The 20766-nt window shown below is 28.3% G+C and carries 16 protein-coding genes and 1 pseudogene; 13 read left to right on the top strand and 4 right to left on the bottom strand.

All coding sequences use genetic code 11. The annotated features are described in order from the left end of the window. Positions 1-3 precede the first annotated feature (3 nt). The 4 genes from KEC93_RS05165 to KEC93_RS05180 all read left to right on the top strand — a co-directional run bounded on the left by KEC93_RS05165 (position 4) and on the right by KEC93_RS05180 (position 3595). Positions 4-768 carry a PTS mannose/fructose/sorbose/N-acetylgalactosamine transporter subunit IIC gene (locus KEC93_RS05165; protein ID WP_011968300.1) on the top strand — a complete coding sequence of 255 codons (765 nt, stop codon included), beginning with the start codon at positions 4-6 and terminating at the stop codon, positions 766-768. Next, the gene (locus KEC93_RS05170) at positions 755-1594 is read left to right on the top strand and encodes a PTS system mannose/fructose/sorbose family transporter subunit IID (protein WP_011968301.1); all 840 of its coding nucleotides are present in this window, start codon (positions 755-757) and stop codon (positions 1592-1594) included. The genes KEC93_RS05165 and KEC93_RS05170 overlap by 14 nt, the downstream gene beginning before the upstream one ends. Before the next feature lie 67 nt (positions 1595-1661). Further along, a complete protein-coding gene (locus KEC93_RS05175; protein ID WP_011968302.1) occupies positions 1662-2660 on the top strand; it encodes an SIS domain-containing protein in 999 nt (332 codons plus the stop codon). A gap of 71 nt (positions 2661-2731) precedes the next feature. After that, positions 2732-3595, top strand: a complete 864-nt coding sequence (locus tag KEC93_RS05180) for a PfkB family carbohydrate kinase (protein ID WP_011968303.1) — start codon at positions 2732-2734, stop codon at positions 3593-3595. A 206-nt stretch (positions 3596-3801) separates the two neighbouring features. Here the strand turns inward: KEC93_RS05180 and KEC93_RS05185 are convergent, their stop codons facing one another. Next, positions 3802-4671, bottom strand: coding sequence for a PHP domain-containing protein (locus tag KEC93_RS05185; protein WP_011968304.1), 870 nt, complete (start codon positions 4669-4671; stop codon positions 3802-3804). A gap of 424 nt (positions 4672-5095) precedes the next feature. On the opposite strand from KEC93_RS05185, the gene KEC93_RS05190 reads away from it, so the two are divergent. Further along, positions 5096-6001 (top strand): sigma 54-interacting transcriptional regulator, encoded by a 906-nt coding sequence (locus tag KEC93_RS05190; protein ID WP_238892891.1) that lies wholly within the window; start codon positions 5096-5098, stop codon positions 5999-6001. Positions 6002-6147: 146 nt separating this feature from the next. Here the strand turns inward: KEC93_RS05190 and KEC93_RS05195 are convergent. Continuing rightward, a pseudogene (locus KEC93_RS05195) lies at positions 6148-7472 on the bottom strand (IS1380 family transposase). A gap of 344 nt (positions 7473-7816) precedes the next feature. Here KEC93_RS05195 and KEC93_RS05200 point away from each other — a divergent pair. From KEC93_RS05200 to KEC93_RS05225, 6 genes are all read left to right on the top strand, one after another. Beyond that, positions 7817-9511, top strand: a complete 1695-nt coding sequence (locus KEC93_RS05200; protein WP_241394815.1) for a PRD domain-containing protein — start codon at positions 7817-7819, stop codon at positions 9509-9511. A 111-nt stretch (positions 9512-9622) separates the two neighbouring features. After that, positions 9623-10063 (top strand): PTS sugar transporter subunit IIA, encoded by a 441-nt coding sequence (locus KEC93_RS05205; protein ID WP_077828863.1) that lies wholly within the window; start codon positions 9623-9625, stop codon positions 10061-10063. Continuing rightward, positions 10032-10520, top strand: a complete 489-nt coding sequence (locus KEC93_RS05210; RefSeq protein WP_236886724.1) for a PTS sugar transporter subunit IIB — start codon at positions 10032-10034, stop codon at positions 10518-10520. The genes KEC93_RS05205 and KEC93_RS05210 overlap by 32 nt, the downstream gene beginning before the upstream one ends. Positions 10521-10538: 18 nt before the next feature. Next, on the top strand, positions 10539-11330 hold the full coding sequence (locus KEC93_RS05215) for a PTS mannose/fructose/sorbose/N-acetylgalactosamine transporter subunit IIC (RefSeq protein WP_011968308.1): 792 nt from the start codon (positions 10539-10541) through the stop codon (positions 11328-11330). Next, on the top strand, positions 11323-12123 hold the full coding sequence (locus KEC93_RS05220; RefSeq protein WP_011968309.1) for a PTS system mannose/fructose/sorbose family transporter subunit IID: 801 nt from the start codon (positions 11323-11325) through the stop codon (positions 12121-12123). Before KEC93_RS05215 ends, KEC93_RS05220 begins: the two co-directional genes overlap by 8 nt. Positions 12124-12151: 28 nt before the next feature. Beyond that, the gene (locus KEC93_RS05225; protein ID WP_011968310.1) at positions 12152-13207 is read left to right on the top strand and encodes an SIS domain-containing protein; all 1056 of its coding nucleotides are present in this window, start codon (positions 12152-12154) and stop codon (positions 13205-13207) included. Between the two features lie 255 nt (positions 13208-13462). On the opposite strand, the gene KEC93_RS05230 is transcribed toward KEC93_RS05225, so the two are convergent. Then, entirely contained in the window at positions 13463-14941 is a 1479-nt protein-coding gene (locus KEC93_RS05230; RefSeq protein WP_011968311.1) for an oligosaccharide flippase family protein, read from the bottom strand. 180 nt (positions 14942-15121) lie between these two features. On the opposite strand from KEC93_RS05230, the gene KEC93_RS05235 reads away from it, so the two are divergent. Both KEC93_RS05235 and KEC93_RS05240 read left to right on the top strand, forming a co-directional pair. Next, positions 15122-15997, top strand: coding sequence for a helix-turn-helix domain-containing protein (locus KEC93_RS05235; protein WP_077869858.1), 876 nt, complete (start codon positions 15122-15124; stop codon positions 15995-15997). Between the two features lie 259 nt (positions 15998-16256). Beyond that, a complete protein-coding gene (locus KEC93_RS05240) occupies positions 16257-19196 on the top strand; it encodes a DEAD/DEAH box helicase (RefSeq protein ID WP_077869859.1) in 2940 nt (979 codons plus the stop codon). Between the two features lie 285 nt (positions 19197-19481). On the opposite strand, the gene KEC93_RS05245 is transcribed toward KEC93_RS05240, so the two are convergent. Beyond that, on the bottom strand, positions 19482-20348 hold the full coding sequence (locus tag KEC93_RS05245) for a MurR/RpiR family transcriptional regulator (protein ID WP_011968316.1): 867 nt from the start codon (positions 20346-20348) through the stop codon (positions 19482-19484). Between the last annotated feature and the right edge of the window lie 418 nt (positions 20349-20766).

A 20766-nucleotide genomic window follows, 5' to 3' on the forward strand; every position in this document is an offset into this window, starting at 1 on the left:
TGTATGACTCAAGCTATTTTAGTAGGATTGATTGCAATGTTTGTTACGTTTGAATGGTGTTTAGGATCATGCTTAATAACAAGGCCAATAGTAACAGGAGTACTTGTAGGATTAGTTATGGGCGATTTACAAACAGGTATTATAATGGGAGCAACTCTTGAAATGGCATTTATTGGAGCAGTTACATTAGGTGCAGCAGTTCCACCAGATGTTATAACAGGAGGGATCTTAGGTACAGCTTTTGCGATAGCAACAGGGCAAGGAGCAGAAGTTGCATTGACATTGGCATTTCCAATAGCAACGCTATTTCTATTAGTTGATAATGTTATGACACTTTTTGTAATGCCATTTTTTCTTCATAAAGCAGATAAATATGTAGAAGAGGGAAATTTCAACGGTGTAAGTAGGATGCACTTTTTAGGGGGATTTGTAGTAAAGAGCTTACCAAGAGGAATTTTTGTTGCACTAGCATTATATTTAGGAAGCCCATTTATGAGCGCCGTTCTAGATAGCATTCCACAATTTGTACAAAATGGGCTAGTAGTTGCAGCAGGATTTATTCCAGCTTTAGGAATATCACTTCTAGCACAAATGATTTTGACAAAAAAATTGGTTATATTCTTTGTATTAGGATTTGCAATTAGTGCATATTTAAAAATACCTATGCTAGGTGTTGCAATTTTTGCAACTATCATTGCGATAGTTCTTGTGGGATTACAAAACAATAATGTAAAGAAACAGGAGGTAATGCTAGATGAAGATTTCTAATAATTTAGAACAATCAAATGATGTTAAAGTTACTAAAAATGATCTTAAGAAGATGTTTTTGAGAGGCCTTGCTTTAGAATATTCATGGAATTATGAACGCCAACAAAATATGGGGTATTGCTATGCTATGCTGCCGATTATTAAGAAACTTTATAAGAAAAAAGAAGAGCAAATAGAGGCCGTAAAAAGGCATATGGAATTCTTCAATACAACACCATATGTATCAACTTTAGTATTAGGGATATCTACAGCAATGGAGGAGAGTAACGCAAATAATGAAGATTTTGATACATCTTCAATAAGCAGCGTAAAGGCATCTCTAATGAGTCCCTTAGCAGGAATAGGAGATTCGCTTTTTTGGGGAACATTAAGGGTAATAGCTACAGGAGTTGGAACATCATTATCATTACAAGGAAATATTTTAGGACCAATATTGTTTTTACTATTATTTAATATACCACAATTTATTGTTAGATATGTCTGTATGATAAGTGGATATAAATTTGGAACGAAGTTTCTTGAAAAAATAGAAGACTCTGGATTAATGCCTAAGTTAACATATGGGGCTTCAATAATTGGATTAATTATAATAGGAGCAATGATACCTGGAATGGTGAACATTAAAATTGCTGGAATGATGGGAACTGGAGATAGTGCTGTTGAAATACAGAAGATAATAGATGGAATAATGCCATATATTCTTCCTCTTGGGCTTACTACTATAATTTACTCATTATTGCAGAGGAAATTAAAAGTTATATATATACTAATAGGATTAATGGCATTAGGCATATTAGGCACATTTTTAGGAATATTTGCAGCTTAATATTAGAGATGCAATTATATAAATATTTATTACGTAGATATCAATATATAAAAATTAGGAGGATATTATGATTAAATTTGATGAAAAAAAGATGCTAGAAAATGGAGAATATATCTATAGTAAAAGGGAGGCTATTGAAGAAATAGCAGACAAGCTAACAGAAAAAGGATTTGAAAATATATTATTTACATCATCTGGTGGATCTATAGCAATGATGCAACCATTTGAATATATGATTAAAACAAAATCTAAGATTCCTGTATACTCAGAAATATCAGCAGAATTATTATTAACAGGAAATTCTCAAATAACTGATAAATCAATAGCTTTTTTAGCATCCAAGTCAGGGGATACAAAAGAGACTGTTGAAGCAGCAAAGTATTTAAAGGAAAAGGGAGTTACTACTATTTCTATAATTGGGAAAGAGAATTCTATCCTAGAAGAACTATCAACATATTCAGTAGTATACAAGGATGGTAGACCACAAGAATTAATTCTATATATATTAATTGGTAAGTTATTAAATAACAATCACGAATTTACGGATTATAATAAGTTTGCAGAAGAGCTACAAAGCTTACCAGCTGCATTGAACCATGTTAGAAAAGCAAGCGATGAAAAAGCAAGAGAATATGCAGAAAAATATAAAAATGATCCATATCAAATTTGGATTGGGTCTGGAAACCTTTGGGGAACTACTTATTCATACTCAATGTGTGTATTAGAAGAATCCCAATGGTTGAGAACTAAATCTGTAAGTTCACCAGAATTTTTTCATGGAACTATAGAACTAATTGAAAAAGATGTGTGTGCAACTTTATTAAAAACAGAGGCAGAAACTAGACCATTAGATGACAGAGTAGAAAAGTTCTTAGTTGATTATACTGATAAATTTACAGTATTTGATACAAAGGATTATGAACTACCAGGAATAAGTGAAGAATATAGGAAATTATTATCTCCAGTAGTAATGTGGGCAATACTAGGAAGGATAAGTGCGCACCTAGAAGTAATACGTAATCACTCATTAGAAATAAGACGTTACTACAGAAAGGTTGAATATTAAAAATAATAATAATGGTTATCCTAAAATTAACTTTTAGGATAACCTCTTTTTGAAAGTGAGGAAATAATATTATGAAAGTTATTGGACTGGGAGACAACGTAATAGATAGATATATGAATAAGAACATGATGTATCCAGGAGGAAATGCAATAAATTTTGCAGTAAATGCGAAAAAATGTGAAGTTGATTCTGCGTATCTAGGAGTATTTGGGGATGATGAGGAAGCAGAGTTAATAAAATATTCCTTAGAAGATTTAGGGGTTGATATATCAAAATGTAGAAAGTTGGAAAATGGAACCACAAAAAGGTGTGATATAAATATAATCGATGGGGAGAGAGATCTATTAAATGTTGATATAGGAGCAAATTGGCCTAAGCCTATAAGAATTGAAAAGGATGAGTTAGAGTATTTAGCTGAATTTGATCTCATACATAGTAGTTGTAATGCAAAGTTAGAAGATCAAGTATATAAGTTAAAAGCGATAGATTCAATAATAACTTTTGATTTTTCTACCAAAGATAAGTATAGAACAGATGACTATTTGCAGAAGACATGTCCATATATAGATTTAGCTTTATTTTCATGTGAGAATATGAATATAAATGAGATAAAAATATTTCAAAAGAAGATTCATGATTTTGGATGTAAGTATGTCTTAGTAACTATGGGAAAAAATGGACAAGTATTTTTTGATGGCGATAAATACTATAATGGAAAGGTAAAGTTAGTTAATCCAGTGGATACAATGGGAGCAGGAGATTCGTTCATCGCGGCATTTATTGTCACTTTGTTAAGATTTGGGTGGAAAGATAATAATAAATTAACTGAAAATGAAATACTTAGTGCATTTGAAAAGGCAAGTAATTATTCGGCAGATATTTGCATGATTGAAGGTGCATATGGATATGGAAAGCCTATAAAGGAAAAGAGATAATTATAAAATAAAAAAATATATTTATATGAAAATTATAAGAACTATTATTATGAAGTGAACCCAATTAAGTAGAGAAAGCTGAAAATGCTAGAAGAGGATTTACTTAAAAGGGTTCACTTTATCTGCATTCTTATTAAGCGAAACTCAAGGTATATAATAAAAGGGAGTTCACAATATATTATTAAAGCTAAATAAATATGAATGAATTATTGTAGCCAGTTTTTAGCTATGGGATAATTAATTGGTATTTTACCTTCATTTCCAAATCCTAATGTATGAGCTGAAGTATGAAAATCACTGCCTCCGCTTTTTAACAGGTCATGGCTGTCACAATAATTAATTATTTCATTTATTTGTGAGTGAGAATGCTTACGATGTATGCATTCAATACCATCTATTAAGTTTAATTTGACAATACTGTCGATATAATTATATATGTTATCTACGTCATATACATAAGGATGAGCTAAAAAACATTTACCGCCTGAACTATGAATGGTTTCTGCAGCTTCATAGATATTTGGAAGATCTTCTGTTGGCTTTATATAAAATTGACTATTAGGGTTTAAATAGTGTTTTCTATAAAAAGTAGTTCTATCAGTAATTTCTAATTTTTTTAGAATATGCAAATTTTCATCATAGCTTAAAATATCATCGCAAATAACATCGTTAGCAGGAGTATTTCTGCCATTTATATTTAAATTAGAGGAATGTAGAATTTTTAGTTCATTACAAACATTTATTAAATAATTTAATTTAGAATTTTCTTTTTCAATAACATTAATATTTTTATTAACTTGTAATATTCTTGATTTTTCTATAGAATCAATATCAATATTATATCCTAGCATATCCATGCTGATTCCGCCAAATGAAAAAGCGATTTCAATTCCATTAATTATGTTACCACCGTATAAATCCTTTATATTTAAGTTGCTAATTTTTTTATATGCATCAACAGATTGATGGTCTGTAAATGAAATAAATTCTAAATTCTTTTCTTCCGACATTTTTAAGATGTCTATTACATCAAAATCTCCATCAGAATTATTTGTATGAATGTGTAAGTCTATCATTAGGCATTTCTCCTTCATTTTAAATCATAAAGAATTATAAACAATTTTAGAGTTATTTATTTTAAGGAAACTAGGTAAGTAATTTTAAAGTTATCATATCATTAAATATTTTTTTAGACAAATAGTTAATGTGCATTGTCATTTTTTGAATTAGTTATAGTACAGATAGTTGTTTTATTTATAAAACTTAGTATGATATTTGTAATATATTAAATATATTAAATATATAAAAATAAAGGGTGAGTTTTGATAAAGGAAAAATAAAGGTGCGCAAAAAATAAAATATGTTAAATATGATTGAGTTTTACTAACAATGTGATAAAATTATATAAATAATTTGCTGAGATGAGATAAAAATTTTAGAGGGAAATGTTTCTTAGTATACTAGTTTAAAATAAATTTTTATATGTACGGGAGGGAATTTATGATTACTAAAGTTTTAGAATTTATTAGCTCTGAAGCTGTATTTGAGAGCTTTAAGGAATTAGAAAAGTATGGAGGAATTGAGACTGAATATATAGCTAGCACTTTTAAGATGAGCAGAACTCAAGCAAGTAGATTACTAAATGAATTGGTGAAATCTAACGATTTAATTAAGATAAATAATCGTCCAGTTAAATTTCTTCCTAGAAAAAAAATTAATGATATTATTGGGCCAACAAAGAAGAGTATATATAAAGATATATACGAGCTAGAACAGGAATGTAAGTCATTAAAACAGGAGATTATTTTTGAAAATATAATTGGCTATGATAACAGTCTGAAGGAAGTCATTGAGCAAATCAAAACGGCAGTTTTATATCCCAAAGGGGGATTAACTGTTATGCTTACAGGTGAAAGTGGAGTTGGTAAAAGCTTTTTAGCAGAGATAATCTACAAGTACAGTGTAAGCTGTAATGTTTTAGAAAAAGATGGACCATATAATGTTTTGAATTGTGCTCAGTATTATAATAATCCTGAATTATTATCTGGTATATTATTTGGGCATGCTAAAGGGGCATATACGGGGGCTACAGAATCAAAAGCAGGGTTAATTGAACAATCAGATGGCGGAATCTTATTTCTAGATGAAGTACATAGACTTAATAGCGAAGGACAAGAAAAATTGTTCACATTTATGGATACAGGAGTATTTTCAAGAATTGGTGAGAATGGCGTAAAGAGAAAAGCAGATGTACGATTAGTTTTTGCAACAACAGAAAATCTATCTGAATTTTTGCCAACTTTTTTAAGAAGAATACCTATTAATATATATATCCCTAATGTAGAGGAAAGGGGACCTATCGAGAAAAGGAGAATAATAGAACATTTTATCCTGAATTATTCATAGATATAGTTAATAACATAAGAAAGTTAGTTTTTCATGCTATTAGCTATTTCTTTTCTTAATTTTTAATTATTTTTCTAAATATACGTACAGCTTCGCTACGGACTTTAGGTTTTAACCATATCTTACATATTAAATTGTAATCTGAATCAATTTAATAACGGCAGTGAATTGATATTTTTTAAAATATGCCAAAACTCATTTTGATAAGCACATGAACTACAGAGTTTGAATTTTAAGTATCTACTACTCTTTACAAGTTTACCAGCTACTTTAATTATTTTCATTCGTATTGTTTCTATTCTTAGAGATTTCATTGAATTTGTAAAACATAATCTTCTAATCCAATTGTTTAAATTGTATGCTAAAACCATCTCTTGAAGCTTATTAGCATTTGCGATAAAAGATGAACTACTCATTTTATCGAAAGCGAAGCCGTTTTTGCCTTCTTTAATAAAATTCTCCATTGTTCCTCTATTACAATAAAATTTTATTACAGCTTCTGGATGGCTGGTCATGTTAGTCACAACAAAAGTATAATCTATACACATTTGACCTTCTTTCTTTTCTAATTTCACAACAACTCTACGTTCTTTAGTCCATTTCTTTGCTTTATATACAAATTCACCATATATAGTATAATGGTCATAGATATTTCTTTTGCATAATATCTCCATTCTTGTAGTAAATTCTTCAGAATACTTATACAATGTTGCATTTGCTTTTAATCTTATTGCATATTTAGCATCATGTTCTTCTGCAATTTCATAAAGTCCATAAGTATAGCAAAACCGCTATCGCCACGAATGTATAGGTCTGTACAAATATATTTATTTGAATACCTTTTTAATAATGGACCAATAAAAGCCACTGTTTTTCTTGATGTATAAACATTTCCAGAACGCAACTCTGCCTTTAATAAATCACCTGTTAGTCCATCAAAAACTAATAGTGGATGATATCCATTTGCTGAATAATGTGAATTGTATGCTGAACCATATTGATTACCATAAGTTTCAAAATTAGTAGAATCAATATCCAAAATTATTTGATTTGGCATATCAATTGAGTATACTTTATCCAAAACCAACTCATTTATTTTATTAAATTGTCTTAAGTTTTCTTTATCGAGATTGTTATTAAAACGTGAAATTGTAGGCTGTGAAGCTAGTGCATTTTTATCTAAAATTGTAGTAAGCGCTGGATCATATCTTAATTCATCTGAATTATCGTCGGTTGTATAGCCAGCTATTCTTTGATAAACTTTTTGTAGTAATATCTCTTCGTTTGTATGTTCTCTATGATTAATTCCATCATTAACATAAAAAACATCTTTTACAGTTCTTGAAAAACCTATTCTTTCATCAAATTCACTATATAAAATAAGACCAGAATCTGATGTTAAATTTCCACCATCAAAATTAATTTTTACATTTCTCTTGAAATTCAAAGATTTTTCTAATAAACTACCCATATAGACTCTCCTTTGTTAATTGTTTTTTTTCGCAAATTAACCATAACAAATTTGAGTCTATTTTTCTATATTTTTTCACTTAATAAGTGAAGTTTTGAATTTGTTAAGAACAGCTTAACGAGCCATGCAAAGCATGTTTCATATAATTTTATGAATAATTCAGGTTTATATATGAAGAAAGTAAGATTTTTGGAATACCAATTGAAATTACACAGCTTACACTAAATACAATTCTAAAAATAAAGTTTAAAGGAAATATTGGAGAATGTAAGAATGTAATAAAATATGCGTGTGGAAGAGCATATTCAAAGGGCCAAAGAAGAAATGGGAATATATTTGTAACATTGCAGGATATACCAAGAAATATATACATTGAGAATGCAGAAATTTTTAAGTTTCAAAACAATAATAAAAGCAAAAGTATTGTATTTTCAGACAATAGCAATATACATGTTCAAACATATGAAGAGAGTAAGCAAAGCATAATTAAGCAAAGTATATTAGAGTGTTTTAAGTTGTATAAATTAGTTGAAAATGGAGAAGTCAGCAAAGAAGGATTTTATGAGAAGAGTTCCAATATAATGGTAAATTTGATGGATAGGCTAGTATTTGCTAATAATGATGAAACTAAAAACGTAATTATAGAATTTATAATATCAACAATGCAAGATATATTTAGAAATCTAGAAATAAATTATAATATTAAATACGATGGGAATAATGTGTTGGCTTTTTCATCATACCTATACTCAAAAAATGATTTTTATAGCTTAAATGAAGAGGCGTTAAAAATAGAGAATAATTTATTGAGCTATTTAAAGAGAGAAAACTATAAAGAATACTCTATAGTGTATAAGATAGCAAGTTTTATAGCAAATAGGTTGGATATTTATTTAACTGATAGTGATTTAATTATTATGATTATATTCATTAAAACTACCGCAATACGTATAAATTTTAATAAAATGAATGCAATAATTGTTGCTCATGGATATGCAACTGCAAGTAGTATGGCTAATGTCTGCAATCGTATTATAGGTGTAAATGTATTTGCATCTATTGATATGCCAATAGATGCAACAGCAATAGATGTACTTAAGCAATTGAACAGGTATATTGAAGATGATAAATTAAAAAATGGCTTAATTGTTTTATTTGATATGGGCTCTCTTAGCTTAATTTATGAAAATTTAAAAGATAAGATTAATATTCCAATGCTTTGTATAGATCAAGTTACAACTGTGTTAGCTTTAGAAGTAGGAAATTTATTAATACAAGGAAAAACTATTGAAGAAATCTCTGAAGTAATGAATGAAGAAATTAAACCTAACATACAGTTATTTTATCCTCAAAAGAATAAAGAATATGCAATAATAGCATCTTGTTTTACAGGAATAAGTACTGCAATTAAGATACAGAATTTACTTTCAGAAAGTTTAGCAGGAATAGTTGATGTAAAGGTGGTTCCGTATAGTTATAATAATCTAGTGTCTAAAGGAAAAGATGACTCTATATTCAAGATGTATGACGTATTAGCTATTGTTGGTACGTATAATCCTGAAATTGAGACAATTAAGTTTATATCTTTAGAAGATATTATATCAGGAAAAAGAGAAGATGAGGTGTACAGAATTTTCAGTAAGGTAGCAGGACATGACCAAATTAAATTAATAAATGATTCTATTGTGAAAAACTTCTCTTTGACAAGAGTTATAGATAGCCTGACTATTTTAGATTCTAATAAGATTATAGAGAGAATAGAGGACGGTATTAATGAGTTTGAAAATAATCAGAAAAGAAAAATACCAAATGACAAAAAAATTGCTTTATATGTTCATTTAAGTTGTATGGTAGAGAGACTAGTAAGACAGGCTGAGATAGAAGAATATACAGATTTAAATTTGTTAATTGAAGAGCATCAGAGTGAGATTAAGCTAATTAAAAATTCATTTAGTGTGATAGAAAAAAGTTATAGTGTGCAAATACCAATTGCAGAGATTGGATATATCTATAATATAATATATGGACCAATTCAATGATTTCAAGCGATTAAGAGAATACAATAAAGTTTTATAAAAAGCATGTCACTAGTTGGCATGCTTTTTGCTTATTAATAAGGTATAAATAAAAAAACAAAGGAGGTGATGGTAATGAAGAAATTTCTAATTGCAACTCATGGAGAACTATCAAAAGAATTTATAGAAACTAGTAAATTAATAGTAGGATCATTAAGCAATGTTGAATATTTCTGCATGACTAAAGATAAATCGGGAGATGATGCAGAAAAGGAAATGAAAAGAATTTTATCTAATAAAAGCGAAGAAGAAAAGTATATTGTTTTAACAGACATTTTTGGTGGAAGTGTAGCTAATTTATGTACCAATTTATTGCTAAATGGATATGAATTTGAATTAATAACAGGTATAAATTTGCCAATGATTTTAACAATACTATTATCAGATGAAGAGGATATAGAAACATTGGTAAAGAACGGAATAGAAGAATCAAAAAAAGGAATTATTCATGTAAATGAATTACTAAAAAACAATAATGAAAGGAATGAAGAAGATGATATCATTGATGAGAATTGACGACAGATTAATACATGGTCAGGTTGCATTTGGATGGTCAACATCATTAGGAATAAATGTAATATTAGTAGTTAATGACGAAGCAAAAAATGATCAAATGAAGGCCATGGCATTAAACTTAGCTAAACCAAACAATGTAACTTTGTATATTAGGGGAGTGCAGGAATCAGGTGAGATAGTAGAGAAATTTGCTCAATCTAAAAAGAATAATGTACTTGTTTTAGTGAAAAATACAAAAGATGCATTGGAATTAGTAAAAAATTCAGGCGGAGCTATAAAAGAGTTAAATGTAGGGGGCTTGAGATATGAAGCTGGAAAGCAGAAGCTAACAGATTTAGTAGCAGTTGATGAAAATGATGTATCTAATTTAAAAGAAATAAATGATTTAGGCATAGAAATTGAATTTAGAATGCTGCCAAGGGATAAGAAAAAGACTTTATCAGATTTACTAAAATAAGTAAGGAGGTAAAAAATTATGATAGCACAAGCAATTATGCTGGGATTACTTGCAGGAATAGGTATACTGGATGGACGTATTTTTGGGCAGATAATGCTTGAAAGACCAATAATCACAGGTGCCTTAGTAGGACTAATTTTAGGCGATTTAAAAACAGGTATTATTATAGGAGCTCAACTTGAACTTATATGGATGGGTATTGCAGGAATAGGCGCAGCAACACCACCAGATGTTGTAACAGGTGGTATATTAGGAACAGCTTTTGCAATATTATCTGGAAATGGTGTTGAGGTAGCTCTTGCTATAGCAGTACCAATTGCAGTTTTAGCACAATCATTAGGAGTATTAGTAAGAATAATAAATTCTTATTTTGCTCAAAGGGCAAGTGTATATGCTAAAAAGGCTGACTTCAGGGGTATTGCAATAATGATGTGGATTCCGGTTATGTTATTTTTCCTAAGCACTTTTATTCCAACATTTTTAGCAATTATGTTAGGGGCAAATGCTGTTACAGCATTGATAAATTCCATTCCAAAGATAATTTTAGAAGGGCTTGGAATAGCAGGATCATTATTACCGGCTGTAGGATTTGCACTATTAATGGATATGTTACTTTCAAAGAAAATGGCTGTATTTTTCTTCATAGGATTTTTATTAGCAGCCTACGCTAAATTAGATATAACAGCAATAGCTTTATTTGGAGCATGTGTTGCATTTATATTAAATATTTATATTAACACTAAAGAAAATAGCACAGCTAAGCAGGCAGTTGCAAGTAATTTAACGGAAGGGGAGATTGACTTTGAATAAGCTAGGTAAAAAAGAGTTAAGAAGTGTATTTTGGCGTTCATTCGCTCTTCAAGGAGCATTTAACTATGAAAGAATGCAGAATTTAGGCTATTGTTATGCAATGTTACCAGTTATTAAAAAACTTTATTCAAAGAAAGAAGATCAAGCTAAAGCTCTAGAAAGACATCTTGAGATATTTAATACAACCCCAGTAATTGTTCCGACAATACTAGGAATTACTGCTGCAATGGAAGAACAAAATTCAAATAATTCCGATTTTGATGAAAGCGCGATTAGTGCAATAAAGACTGCTTTAATGGGGCCTTTAGCAGGAATAGGAGATTCGCTCTTTTGGGGGACATTTAGAATTATAGCAGCAGGAATAGGTGTTTCTCTAGCCAGTGAAGGGAATATATTTGGACCAATACTATTCTTACTATTATATAATGTACCAGGTTTTGCTATTAGAATATTGGGATTAAAATATGGGTACCAATTAGGAGTTAACTCATTAGAGAAGATACAAAAGCAAGGATTAATGGAAAAAATAATGTCTATAGCAACAACAGTTGGATTATTTGTTGTTGGTGGAATGGTATCTACTATGTTAAAAATAAAAACTCCGTTGGTATTTAATTTAAACGGTGCAAAAGTAGTAGTTCAGGATATATTAGATAAAATATTGCCAAACATGCTGCCACTATTATTTGCCTTCTTTATTTACTATCTATTAAAGAAGAAAGTAAGCATCACTAAAATAACAATAGGTGTTATAGTTGGTGGAATAATATTGCATGCAATATGGCTATTATAATAAAAAATAAGAGAAAGAGGTAATAAAAATGAGAATACAAGATTATATGTTAGAAACTCCAACTAAAATGAAGGAGATAGTCTCAAAATCTGATGAATTATTTAAAGAAATAATAAAGGAAGATATAGATAAAATTATAATTACAGGATCAGGAACAAGTTATCATTCAGGGGTACAAGTACAAACTTATTTGCAAGGAATATTAGATGCTGAAGTTATAGCAATGTATCCATTTATGATAACTAAAGATACATTCAAAGGTAAAAACGAAAAGACATTGATAATAGGGATATCACAAGGCGGAAGTAGTTATTCGACTTATAATGCAATGAAATTGGCAAAGGAATGTGGTTGTATAACTGCATCTATGGCTGGATGCGAAAATGCTTTAATAGATGAGGCTGCAGATTATATTTTAACAGTATACTGTGGAGAAGAAAAAGCTGGAGCTAAAACTAAAGGTTTTTATTGCACAAAGTTAAACTTAATGCTTCTTGGACTTAAATTAGGAAAAGAAAATGGACAAATATCTGAAGAAAAATACAAAGAAGAAATAGATAAAATATTAGATGCTAGCGATAGATTTGAAGACGTATATAAAAAGTCAGAACAATGGATTGAGAAAAATAAAAGTAGATTAGTAGAAGCTAAGGAAATAAGAATAATAGGTCCAGCAGAATTATATGGTGATACTTTAGAAAGTGCATTGAAGTTATTAGAAACTATGAGAGTGCCTGTTACAGGATATGAATTTGAAGAATTTATACATGGTATATATAATGCAATAAATAGTGATTCAACAATATTTATATTAGATACAGGAAAAGAACCAAGAGTAGCAAAAATGATTGAAGTTTTATCTGAATGGACAAGCAATATTTATGTAATAGGAAGAAATGTTGCTTCGGATGATAGAAATCTACAAATAAATGTGAGTGAAGATGAACATCATCAAACATTTAATTTCATAGTGCCAATGCAATTAATATGTGGAGAGATACCTAATTTAAGAGGTGTTAATCCGAGTATACCAAAAGATCCTCAATTTCATATGAAACTTGGAAGCAAGAGAATTAATAAATAATCTGTAATAAAAATAATTGTTAATAAGTTGGTTGCGTAAAAATTCTATAATAATTATTTAAACGTATTGATGAAAAAATGTTATTAGGCTAATAATTTATTTTGAGGTTTAATTGAAATTGAATATATTAAGTTTTTTGTAAAATTTAGAACAGTAAATAGTTTTTAATAAAAATAAACTATTTACTGTTTCTTCTATTTGAAAAGAGACTACAATACACCATTTTTTATATCCATTCTAATTAACTAGAAAGATCTATATTATTCTGTGATTATATAACACTTTTAATTTTTTAAAGACTATGCTTAATAATCCAAGGAATACCTTATCTCTTATTGCTATAAGAATTATAAAGTAAATACTGCAGCAAGCAAGTATATCAAGGATACAGGATAATATAGTTCCAGATATAAAATTATTTATAACAAAGGTTATTGGGATGAATATTAAAGAGTAACATAAATACTTAAAATTCTCAAAAGCAAATAATTTTATATTTATGTTAAGTTCATTTTTTACTAATCTATATTCTAAAGCCATAACTACTAAATTTGAAACTAAAGTTGTTGCGATTACTTTTGTTGGTGTGAACATATTGGTAAATATTAAAAGAGCATTCAAGATTAAATTTAATATCCCTCCAATGAAAACTAACTTAGCGTCTGTTTTTTCTCTCCCGAAAATATAAATTATCTGATCTGAAATAATTCTATCAATTCCAATAGTCAGCATATATACTGAAAACACCATTAGTATTGGTACGGCTGGAAGATATATATCAGTACCTTTGCCCATAATTATGATAACTTGTTTAGAAACTCCAAGTAATCCTATTGAGGCTGGAAATAAGAACAGGAAATATATTTTAATTACCTTATTTAATAAATTTAAATAGACTTCTTTTGAATGATTTTCTAAATAGTTTGAAAGTCTAGCCATGGAAACTTGAACTATTGTAAACATTAAGATATCTATCATTGACATTATCTTTTGGGCGACTCCATAATATCCTGCTTCTGTTGATCCTAAATTGCTATTTAGCATGTTTTTATCAAGCCAAGTATATAAAATGTATGTGTTAGCAAGTATTACAACTGAAAACATAGGTTTTATATGTTTTTTTATTTGTAAATCTGAGAAGTCAAAGTGTATCATCTTTTTTATATATATAAAACTGGATATGTTATTAATAAAATTTATACCGCAAGTAAGATATATGTAAAATAAAAAATCAGCCTGAGTCTTTACAAAATATATTGTTAATAAATTATATATTATTTTAATTATCATAGTTTTTAATGCTATAAAATCATAATTTTCAAGAGCTTCATTGATCCATTCAACATTGAACATATTAAAGACTATGTTTAATCCCATAACCATGCAAGTATAAAAATATGCATCATTTCTATGGAATATAGTTAAAAAGATAGCATAAAAAATAGAAGTTACAGCTGTTGTTGTGGTGGTAATTACAAATAGACTAGTAATTGTTTTGGTTAGTTTATCCTTATCATCTCTTACTTTGCTTACTTCTCTTAAACCATATTGATAAACTCCAAAGCTTGCGAAAATCATAAAAACTGCAGTCCAGGTTTCCCCCATGGTCATATATCCATTTAATTTATCTTGAATTGCACTAAGAACTATTGGCATAACTATTATAGGTAAAATTATATTTGAAACATTTAATACTGCTTTAAAAAAAGCATTTTTAGATATTGATCTAGACATAAGTATCTCCTTAAAATATATTGTATTTTGAAGTTTGCAATATTATGGTAATATAGTAAGTGAATTGTTTCAATTACTATATATAAATGTCTAAGATAATTGAAAAATATAAAATATTCAGTTGAATATGATTCAACTTACTTGATTATCATAATATGATAACAATATGGAGTGAGGAATTTGAATAAAGATTTATATGAATTTAAAGAAATAAATGAAAAGATAAGGAAGAAATTAAATTATATTAAAGCTGATTCAGATATTATGTATAACAATATTAATGAAGTAAAAGCATTAAAAAATGATATATATGAAAAGACATCTAAGGTTTTTACGTACAATCTAAGAAAATTAATTCAACTGGAATCAACACAAAAAAAGTTGGCTGGTAAAATTGGTATATCTGAGGATTTATTATCTAAATACAAATCAGGAGATGCTTTCCCATCTATAGAAACATTACTATATATTTCTGAAGTATATAATATAACAATTGAAAAGCTTATTTCTATACCGCTAACAGCAGAAGATATTGAGAACTTAGAAAATAATAATGAAATTGGATCCTATATTTTTGAAGAGAAATACTATGTTTATTTTTTTGTTACTAATATAGCTAAAGAAGGGTCTTTGCATGAAGGAATCATAGAAATTAAGAATGAAAATGTAAATTTTAAGATTTGTTCAGATGACAAGGTAATTAAATATTTTACGGGGAAGTATATTGTATCCGATAAAATGATATTTTTTAATTTAAGCAGCTCAAATGATGGGGTTACATATATAAATATGATTAAACCAAACCTAAATAAAAATAAGTATACTGGTGGAGTTGCTATGATGATGCTTCCCTCAGATGCGAATAGTAAACCATGTGTTCAAAAGATTTTATTTAGCAAAATCAAGTTGAATAGAGAATTATATTACAATAACCTAAAAGAGATTTTAAATTTTAAAATTGATGGAGTTAATTTAGGTCATGTTAAGTTATCTCAGTGGGAAGATGAGGCGGCATATAATTTTATATTAAAACTAAAGAGTTCTAGGAGAGCTTAGTGTTTCAGCACTAAGCTATTTTTTGGCTATTTAGGAAATTATAATTCAGTAAAATCTGTGGACGAGGAGATACTCCTTGAGGGTATAACTTTTTGATCAAAGATAAAAAATCTAAACTACTATGTTATAATATATTTTATGCAAAAATAGCATTATTGAAATGCAACTATTAGAGGTAAAAGTGATATTTAATTTATAATTTATAGATTAAATAAATGGCTAGAATCTTATTTGTGCTTGTCACGAAAGAGGTGATTACTTGAAACTAGAAGAATTAAAGTCAATATTATTTAAATCAGCTTCATCTACTATGAAAAGAGAGGGAGAGGTTAAATTTAATAATGGTTTAGTCACTTATTTTAAGGGGAAAAAGATAGATAACATATATCATATTTATGGAAAAGTTACGGATAAAAATAAAATTAACGAATTTAGTACACATATTAAAATTAATCTTCAGAAGAAAAAACTAGAGAGTGCTAACTGTTCTTGTAATGAGTTTAAAGAATTTACTTCAAGTGGATATACATTAATGTGTAGTCATATAACTGCTACTGAATATAAATTTATTAGCTTACTTGAAAATGATAACAATAGAGAAGAAAATTCTGAAAAGAAAGCTGCAGAAAAATATAAAATATGGGGAAATAATCATAGCACAAGGCTTATTCGTAAAATAGAAAAAGATTCTCTATATTATGAGGTACAAACACCTTCGAGAAGTGGAAAGCTTATACTTAAGCCAGAGGAACTTAGAAAATTTTTAAAAGGTATAGAGGATAGAAAAATAAAATTTAAGTTTGATTATATTGAAATTACAGCACCAATATTACACAAAGACCTACCTATAACCTTTAATGTTAAGGAAGATAACGGAATGATAGTCTTGACCACTCATAAGCAGCTTCCCATTCCACTAAATTCAAACAATGATGTTTATTATTTTAGGAATGAACTCTATTTACCTTCAAAAAATCAAATTGATAATTATGCTAGTCTGCATGAAAGATTATTAGTTCATGGCAGAATTACCTATAAAAAAGATATAGATACTTACACTAAACTAATGTCTCTTTTAAGTAGAATTTCGAGTAACATAAATATTGCGGAAAACTTAAGAAATTATGCATCTAATTTATCAAGACCTGAATTCTTTTTATATGAAGGGAACGGAAAAATTTATTGTGATATATTTCTTAGCTATGGTAATACAAAAATCAATATATTAGATGAGAGAAATGTTTCGCATACGTTCATAAGAGATGATAAAAAAGAAGAAAAGCTTCTTATGGAAGTTGAAAAACTAAGTTTTGTAAAAATGGATAACAGACTTGTATTTATAGGTAAAGATGAAGAGTTGTTTAATATACTAAGCAAAAAAGGAGAGACAATCCACTCCTTGGGAAATGTTATGTTAGGAAACGGCCTTAGCAATAAAAAAATATATAATCTGGATTCAATTAGAGTTGATTTAGATGAAGTGGACGGAAGTTATAATTTCTTTTATAGTATAGGGGAGTTAGGAACAAAGGAATTAAATAGTGCATTAGAGGCATATAAAGATAAAAATAAATTTTACAAAACAAGAAATAATAACTTTTTAGATTTTGAAGATAATGGTGTGAGAAGTTTTTTTAATCTAATTGAAGTGTTAAATATAAATCTGGATTCAAATAATGAAAAAGTTAAAATCGAAAAGAATAAAGCCTTATGTCTATATGAAAATATGAAGAATATAGGTTTAGGGAGTATAGAAAATTCGAATGAATTAGATGATATAGAAAATAAGTTAGACAACATAAATAATAAAAATATATCAATCCCAAGTGATTTTAAAGGAATCCTTAGAGAATATCAAATTAATGGATTTAAGTGGCTCAAGACCTTAAGTGAAGTGGGATTTGGAGGAATATTAGCAGATGAGATGGGATTAGGTAAGACAATACAAGTTATAGCATTATTATTATCAGAGAAGAACAAAAAGACTTGCATAATTTGTCCGACATCATTGCTTTATAATTGGAAAGATGAATTTTTAAGATTTGCGCCAAGTTTAAGAGTTGTGATGATTCATGGAAGTCAAAGAGATAAAGTGATGGAAGATATATGTGAATATGATGTAGTGCTAACTACCTATGGAACATTGAGATTAGATATAGATAATTATAGAGATATTGTTTTTGATTATTGCATAATTGATGAGGGTCAGAGCATTAAGAATTCGGAAGCGCAGAATTCAAGAGCTGTAAAAGAAATTCAGGCAAAAATTAGATTTGCTTTAACTGGAACACCTATTGAAAATAATTTAACAGAGCTTTGGTCTATATTTGACTTTATAATGCCAGGCTACCTCTACGCTAAAGAAAAGTTTGAGGAAAAATTTATTTCAAGAAGGGAAGAGAATTTAGAGAATCTTAAGACTATGATAAAGCCTTTTATTTTAAGGAGAACTAAGAAAGAAGTAATGAATGAATTACCAGATAAAATAGAAAAAACTTTATTAGTTGAAATGACACCTTCTCAAAAAGCTGTGTATAGTAATTATGTAAAAAGAGTAAAAGCTGCAATGAAAAATAACAAAGATGGTAGAATCGAGATATTCTCATACTTAACTAAGCTAAGGGAGATATGTTTAGATCCTTCACTTATACTTGAAGACTATAATGGAGGAAGTGGGAAAATAGAAGAAGTAGTAGAAATCATTAAAAATCATATTGATTCTGGTGGGAAGATACTTCTATTTTCACAATTTACTTCTGCATTAGATAGGATTGGGGATCGCTTAAATAAGGAGAAAATAGAATTTTTCCATTTGAGCGGAAAAACAAATCCTAAAAATAGAATAAAAATGGTTAAAGATTTTAATACTAATGAGTTTGTGAATGTCTTTTTGATTTCATTAAAGGCTGGAGGAACTGGACTTAATTTAACATCAGCTAATTTAGTTATTCATTTTGATCCATGGTGGAATCCAGCAGTTGAGGCTCAGGCAACGGATAGAGCTCATAGAATTGGTCAAAGAGATGTAGTAGAGGTGATTAAGTTAGTATCTAAAGGAACTATAGAGGAGAAAATCATTTTGCTTCAAGAAGATAAAAAACAACTTATTGACAGTATTTTAACGGGAGAACTTAAAAATAGCGGCTTATTAGGAAGTTTATCAAAAGAAGATTTACAACAATTGTTTGAGAGAGATTAAATAATTGTTGTATAAATATAAAAAGATATTAGTAAGAAATAATTATGTTGAATGAAGAAAAGCTGGCTAGGTTTTTAATGTTAATTGAAATCTATAAAAATTATATATTTCTATGAGTATAAAATTATCTGAAAAATATTTTCAGATAATTTTATTATTTAAAGGAATATTTGAAAATAAATACCTGTTTTGATTGCATGTATATAATTATCAATAGTTATCTACTATAATGTAAATGAACAAAATGTAATACTAAGTACGAAGCATAAACGTCTAAAGATTAGGTCATTCTTCTACCTGGCGATGATCTAACTTATTAAATTCGTTTAGGCGATACTCCATGTTTTTTTCATAATCTTTGTTAAAGATACAAGAGAATATGACATCTAAAACATATTGTGTAGCAATATGAGATGAATAGTGAGAAATTTTCTTTTTTAAATTTTCTTTGCTAGAAACAAATATATGATATTTAAATAACTTAGTTAAATAGTTTTCTTGAGCTGAACAGATAACTAAGGTTTCTATTTCCTTACGTTTTAGAACTAAAGCAATTTCCTTAATTTCAGGTGTCTTACCAGAATAAGAAAGAATAATTGCGACTTGCTTATTTTTATTATTAGAAGCGGCAGCACGGTATACTTGGTTCATTGGAATTAGTGAAACATTAACGTATCTACCGATGCTTTGCATTTTATCTTGAAAGTTCAATGCCGTTTGTATGTTATTTGTAACGGCATAAACATCGACTATCTCGGCATTATAAATTAAATCAACAGCATCTTCTAGCTGTTCGGAATTAAAGAAGGAAAAAGTGTTGGTTAAGGTATCAATATAAAGCTGCTTAATGTTACTAGCGATTTGAAACTGTGTATCGTCTTTCTTGAAAGGAAAATTTATATCAATATTTTCTGGCTTATTCATTTTTGAGTATAGTTCTTCAACAAACTTGATTTTAAATTCTTTGAAACCAGTTAATCCGATTTTTTTACATAGTCTGTGTATAGTTGAGATTGATGAAAAAGATACTTTGGCTAATTCATCTAGTGACATACCAGCAACTTGCTCCTGATTTTCCAATATGTAATTTGCAAGTAATTTCTCTGTTTCAGTTAAATTATTAGCATATAAAAGTAAATTATAAATTGTCATGATGATTATCTCCTTGGTGAAGTTTACATTTTTAGATGAATTATTTTATTAATGAATGTCGTGAATAAACAATTAAATTTGTCATTAATACTTTTTAAGGAAAAGTATTATGTATGTTGATAAAATAATTGCTCATCATAATTCTAAAAATAATTAAAGAATTTTAGCTGCAATTATGAAATATCCATTAAGAATTGCAACATATATATTTATTTTAGCATTAATAAAAATTATTATCATCAAATTGAACTGAAGAATTATAAACTTAAAATATCAATTGAGTTAGAATATAAATTATATTGTAGAAATTATAACTGGATTTGAGCATCTATTATAAAGATGACTTTTAAAGAGTACAAGCAGTTTATTTTTTTATGAAGAAAATTATTAAGTAGAGTATATATTCACAGCACAAGAT

The sequence above is a fragment of the Clostridium beijerinckii genome (assembly GCF_018223745.1).
Classification (GTDB): domain Bacteria; phylum Bacillota; class Clostridia; order Clostridiales; family Clostridiaceae; genus Clostridium; species Clostridium beijerinckii.